Below are 2,922 nucleotides of genomic sequence, written 5' to 3' on the forward strand. Positions count from 1 at the left end.
TGGAATTCCAAACGATTCCCGCCCGCCCGGCGACGCTTCCGCCGGGGCACGGGGCCGGGAAGGAGGGCACATGACGGGCATCGCCGCCATTTCCCAGCAGATCTGGGACATGAAGTACCGCTTCAAGACCCCGGACGGCGAGCCTGTGGACGACAGCATCCCGGCAACCTGGACGCGCGTCGCCCAGGCGCTGGCCACGCCCGAGGCGGAGCCGGAGCGCTGGGCCGCCGCCTTCCGGGACGCGCTGGCCGATTTCCAGTTCCTGCCGGCCGGCCGCATCCTGGCCGGCGCCGGCACCGGGCGTTCCGTGACGCTGTTCAACTGCTTCGTCATGGGCCGGATCGGCGACGACCTGGGCGCCATCTTCAGCCACCTGCGCGAAGCGGCGCTGACCATGCAGCAGGGCGGGGGCATCGGCTACGACTTCTCGACGCTGCGCCCAAAGGGGGCGCCGGTGCACGGCGTGGGCGCCGACGCGTCCGGCCCGCTGTCCTTCATGGACGTGTGGGACGCCATGTGCCGCACCATCATGTCGGCCGGCGCCCGGCGCGGCGCCATGATGGCGACGCTGCGCTGCGACCACCCGGACATCGAGGCCTTCATCGAGGCCAAGCGCGAGCCCGGCCGGCTGCGCATGTTCAACCTGTCGGTGCTGGTGACCGACGCCTTCATGCAGGCGGTGGCGGCCGACGCCCCCTGGCCGCTGGTGTTCGAGGGCACGGTGTACCGCGAGGTGCGCGCCCGCGACCTGTGGACCCGCATCATGCAGGCCACCTACGCCTACGCCGAGCCGGGCGTCATCTTCATCGACAGCATCAACCGGCTGAACAACCTGTGGTATATTGAGGAAATTTCTGCAACTAATCCTTGCGGAGAGCAACCGCTTCCCCCCTACGGCGCCTGCCTGCTCGGCTCCATCAACCTCGCCAGCCTCGTGCTCGACCCGTTCGGGGAGGCCGCACGGCTCGACACCGACCGGCTGAAGCGGCTGGTGCCGGTGGCCGTGCGGATGATGGACAACGTCGTCGACGTGTCCCGCTTCCCGCTGCCGGCGCAGACGGAGGAGGCGCGCGGCAAGCGGCGCATCGGCCTGGGCGTCACCGGCCTTGCCGACGCGCTGATCCTGTGCGGCGTGCGCTACGGCAGCGAGCGCGCCGTGGCGCTGACGGAGGAATGGCTGCGCATCGTGCAGAACGAGGCGTACCGCGCCTCCGCCCTGCTCGCCGCCGAGAAGGGCGCCTTCCCCCGCTACGAGCGCGAACCCTACCTGAACGCACCGATGGTGCGGGCGCTGGACGCCGACGTGCGGGCTCTGATCGCCGAGCACGGCATCCGCAACGCGCTGCTCACCTCCATCGCCCCCACCGGCACCATCTCGCTGTTCGCCGACAACATCTCGTCCGGGATCGAGCCGGTGTTCGCCTACCGCTACCAGCGCTCCGTCCTGATGCCGGACGGCACGCGCCGGACGGAGGAGGTGAGCGACCACGCCTACCGCCTGTTCCGCGACCGCTTCGGCGCGGACGAACCGCTGCCCGACTGCTTCGTCGACGCCCAGACGCTGACCCCGGCGGAGCACGTGGTGATGCAGGCGGCGGCACAGAAGTACGTCGACAGCTCCATCTCCAAGACCATCAACTGCCCGGAGGACCTGTCCTTCGAGGCGTTCCAGGACGTCTACCGGCAGGCGTACGAACTGGGCTGCAAGGGCTGCACCACCTACCGCCCGAACCCGGTGACCGGCGCCGTCCTGGCCGTGCGGAAGGACGACGCGCCACCGGCCCCCGCACCCGTCGCCGAACCCGCTGCCGCCGAACCCGCGGAGCCGCGGCCGGAGCGGGAGCCTTTGGACGGCGGCGCCGTTCTGCACTACATGACGAAGCCGCTCGACCGGCCGGAGGCGCTGCCCGGCGAAACCTACAAGGTGCGCTGGCCCGACAGCGACCACGCCATGTACATCACCATCAACGACATCGTCGAAGCCGGCCGCCGACGCCCGTTCGAGGTGTTCATCAACTCCAAGAACATGGAGCACTATGCCTGGACGGTGGCGCTGACGCGCATGATCTCGGCGGTGTTCCGGCGCGGCGGCGACGTGCATTTCGTGGTGGAGGAGTTGAAGGCGGTGTTCGACCCGCGCGGTGGCGCCTGGATGAACGGGCGCTACGTGCCCTCGCTGCTGGCCGCCATCGGCGACGTCATCGAACGCCACATGAAGGCCACCGGCTTCATGACGGAGGAGCACGACGGCCTGAGCGCCGAGGCCATGCGCAAGGTGACCGGCGCCCCGCCGGACGGCATGGACGCGCTGCGCGCCCCCCAGTGCCCCAAGTGCGGCCAGCCTGGCCTGATCCGCCAGGAAGGCTGCGACACCTGCCTGAACTGCGGCTATTCCAAGTGTTCCGGCTAATCCTCCAGCAACCAGCGCCCGCCTGACCGGCAGGCCCTGGCGGGCGCACCGGCGTCGCGCCCGGCCGGCGTCGTTACCACGTGCGTGAAGGCCACGCACGGGCGCTGCCGGCCTTTCGTGTCCTCGGCGCGGCCGGCCACGGTGATCCGGCCGGAACGCATGCCGTCGCCGGACGTCCACTCCCGCGCCACGCCCGGCGCCGCCGCGGCGGCGGCGAAGGCCTCGGCGATCCGCGGCTGGTCGTCGGGCGTCAGCTGCAGGCGCGTGGCGTTGCTCCAGCCCGGCCCGACCAGCCGGTCGGGCGTGGACAGGCGGACGGCGACGCGGTCGGCGGCCAGGGCGACCGCCTGGTCGAGCGGATCGTCCGGCATCCCCTCCGCCAGCCCGGCCAAGCCCGCGAGCCCGCTCTTCGTGCCCTCGCCCAGCTTGCCGTCGATGGCGCCGTCGTAGCGGCCGAGCCGGGCCAGCGCCCGCTGTGCCGCGGCGATGCGCTCCGCCGGGGTCAGCGCGCG

At 71.5% G+C, this 2,922-nt stretch carries 1 protein-coding gene and 1 pseudogene; one reads left to right on the forward strand and one right to left on the reverse strand.

Annotated elements, in window-relative coordinates; genetic code table 11:
• Positions 1–70: 70 nt before the first annotated feature.
• Positions 71–2,410: an adenosylcobalamin-dependent ribonucleoside-diphosphate reductase gene (locus VED21_RS34000; RefSeq protein ID WP_324890355.1), complete on the forward strand. Its 2,340-nt coding sequence runs from the start codon at positions 71–73 to the stop codon at positions 2,408–2,410.
• Here VED21_RS34000 and VED21_RS34005 read toward each other — a convergent pair.
• A pseudogene (locus VED21_RS34005) lies at positions 2,407–2,922 on the reverse strand (hypothetical protein); the annotation flags it as partial. The gene VED21_RS34000 and the pseudogene VED21_RS34005 overlap by 4 nt on opposite strands.

The sequence above is a fragment of the Azospirillum sp. genome (assembly GCF_035627195.1).
In the GTDB taxonomy this organism is placed as follows: Bacteria; Pseudomonadota; Alphaproteobacteria; order Azospirillales; family Azospirillaceae; genus Azospirillum.